The organism is Bradyrhizobium sp. ORS 375 (assembly GCF_000239775.1).
Taxonomy (GTDB): Bacteria; Pseudomonadota; Alphaproteobacteria; order Rhizobiales; family Xanthobacteraceae; genus Bradyrhizobium.
On record NZ_CAFI01000133.1, the window covers coordinates 1 to 2,990 of the forward strand.

Here is a 2,990-nt window from a genome sequence, read left to right on the forward strand (position 1 = left end):
CGCGCTGCAGCGTTATCGTGTCGCAGGTGGTTCGGCCTCGATCGGCGAGGCGGTTCAGCCCTCGTTCAGTGATGAACCCGCCTTAATGTGACCACCGGATGGGCGCCAAAGACGGCCCTGCCGGTGCCATCGAAGCCGCGCTTCGCCTGACGTGCCTGGGCAGCACGTGGGGCCGAGCATGCTGCCGGCGCGCTTGCGCATCCTCGCGCAGGGCCTGCCGCTCCTCTCTCTTAAGCCCGCCACGGTGTCCCGCCAGATGCGCTTGATCGCAGCCGTCATCCTGTTCGTCACCGCCGCGCATGCCGCGCTGTGGGGTGTGCTGCAGACCAAGCAGAGCGCGCCCGATTTCACCGGCATGCTGCCGAGCGTGTCCTACGCGCCGTTCGAGGGCACCGACCATCCCGACGTCGACAACATCCCCAACGCCGAGCGCATCCGAAGCGACCTGAAGAAGCTCGCCACCATCACCCGCGCGATCCGCCTGTACTCCTCGACCGGCGGCGTCGAGCTGGTGCCGCCGATCGCGGCCGAGGTCGGGCTCAAGGTCATGCTCGGCGTCTGGATCGACAAGAACGAGGACCGCAACAAGCGCGAGATCGCGGCCGCCGTGCAGCTCGCCCGCCGCAACAGCAACGTCATCGGCGTCGTCGTCGGCAACGAGACGCTGTACCGCGGCGAGCTCAAGCCGGACGAGCTGATCGGCTACATCAAGATGGTCAAGAAGTCGGTCAGCGTGCCCGTCACCACCGGCGAGATCTGGAACCTGTGGCGCGACTATCCGCAGCTCGCCTCCAACGTCGACTTCATCGCCGCGCACGTGCTGCCCTATTGGGAGTTCTTCAACCACACCCAGGCCGTCGACCAGGCCGTCGACCGCTACCAGGTGCTGCGCGAGAAGTTTCCCGGCAAGCGCATCGTGATCGCCGAGTTCGGCTGGCCGAGCGAGGGCTACAACCGCGGCATCGCCGATCCCGGCCCGTTCCAGCAGGCCTGGGTGCTGCGCAACTTCGTCACCCGCGCCGAAGCCATCGGCATGGAGTACAACATCGTCGAGGGCATCGATCAGCCCTGGAAGTTCTTCGAGGGCGGCGTCGGCCCCTATTGGGGCGTGCTCAACGCCTCGCGCGAGGCCAAGTTCTCCTGGACCGGCCCGATCGTGAACCCGGACTACTGGAAGCTCGCGACCATCGCGCTGCTCGTCGGCGTGCTGCTGTCGCTGCCGATCGTGCGGCTGCGCCAGCCGACGGTGATGCAGGCGATGGTGCTGGCGATCACCGCGCATGGTGTCGGCGCCTGGGTCTCCAACGTCTTCGCCTATTGGAACGTGCATTATTTCGTCTGGGGTTCGGCCTTCGCGCTCACCCTGGGCCTCACGCTCCTCGTGCCATTGATCCTGATCGCGATGGCCCGCATCGAGGAGATCGCCGCGATCGCCTTCGGCCGCGCGCCGCGCCGGCTGCTCACCCGCGACAAGGTCGCGCGCGACCGGGCCGCGATGCCGGAGGGCTACTGCCCGAAGGTCTCGATCCACGTGCCGGCCTATTTCGAGCCGGTCGAGATGATGAAGCAGACGCTCGATGCGCTGGCGCGGCTCGACTACCCGAACTACGAGGTGGTCTGCATCATCAACAACACGCCCGACCCGGCGTTCTGGCAGCCGATCCAGGATCACTGCCGCATGCTCGGCGAGCGCTTCAAGTTCATCAACGCCGAGAAGGTCAAGGGTTTCAAGGCCGGCGCGCTGCGCATCGCGATGGAGCGCACCGCGGCCGACGCCGAGATCATCGGCATCATCGACGCCGACTATGTGGTGACGCCGGACTGGCTATCCGACCTCGTGCCGGCCTTCGCCGATCCCGCCGTGGGTCTGGTGCAGGCGCCGCAGGAGCATCGCGACGAGGACCTGTCGCTGATGCACTACATCATGAACGGCGAATATGCCGGCTTCTTCGACATCGGCATGGTCCAGCGCAACGAGGAGAACGCAATCATCGTGCACGGCACGATGTGCCTGATCCGCCGCGCGGCGATGGACATGGCCGGCGGCTGGTCGAGCGACACGATCTGCGAGGACACCGATCTCGGCCTCGCCATCCAGGAGCTCGGCTGGCAGACCCACTACACCGCCACCCGCTACGGCTCGGGCCTCCTGCCCGACACCTACGAGGCGTTCAAGAAGCAGCGCCATCGCTGGGCCTATGGCGGCTTCCAGATCGTCAAGAAGCACTGGCAGCGCTTCCTGCCCGGCAAGAGCCGGCTGACGGCGGACCAGAAGCGCGAATTCTCGCTCGGCTGGCTCAACTGGCTCGGCGCCGAGAGCCTCGGCGTGGTCGTCGCGATCCTCAACCTGATCTGGGTGCCGATCGTCGCCTTCGCCGGCATCGCCATCCCCGACAAGATCCTGACCATCCCGATCATCGCCGCCTTCGTGGTGTCGCTGGCCCACTTCCTCATCCTCTACAGGCTGCGCGTCGCCATCCGGCCCTGGCAGATGCTCGGCGCGATGATTGCCGCGATGTCGGTGCAATGGACGGTCAGCCGCGCCGTGGCGCAGGGCCTGATCACCGAGCATCTCGCCTTCGCCCGCACCTCCAAGGGCGGCCTGTCGCGGATGTCGATCGAGTTTCAGGCGTTCTGGGAGGCCGTGATCGGCGCCCTGCTCCTGATCGGCGCCACCATCCTGATCATGACCAACTATCTGGCGATCACCGAGCTCTACATCTTCGCCGCCGTCCTGATCCTGGAGAGCCTGCCGTTCCTGTCCGCGGTCGCCATCGCCCTGCTGGAGATGTCGCGCGCCAACTCCTTCGAATTCTGGCGCTACACCACCGTCCGCACCGCCGAGCTGATCGGCCTGCGCCCGGTCTGGGTGCCGGAGCTCGCCGGCCCGGGGATGCTGCAGCCGATGCAGCCGGCGCCGCTGAGCGCCGCGGCAACGAAGGTGGCGGAGAAGGTTTAGGAACGCTTGCTTGGGCTCTGCTGCGGCCGTC

General features: G+C 66.8%; 1 protein-coding gene. It reads left to right on the forward strand.

Annotated elements, in window-relative coordinates; translation table 11 throughout:
- Window positions 1-256: 256 nt before the first annotated feature.
- Window positions 257-2,959: a glycosyltransferase gene (locus BRAO375_RS11555; RefSeq protein ID WP_009027652.1), complete on the forward strand. Its 2,703-nt coding sequence runs from the start codon at window positions 257-259 to the stop codon at window positions 2,957-2,959.
- Window positions 2,960-2,990: the final 31 nt, after the last annotated feature.

Bases quoted from the DNA above. Each gene is read 5' to 3' on its own strand.
- BRAO375_RS11555 (WP_009027652.1), top strand. From the start codon at position 257: ATGCGCTTGATCGCAGCCGTCATCCTGTTCGTCACCGCCGCGCATGCC.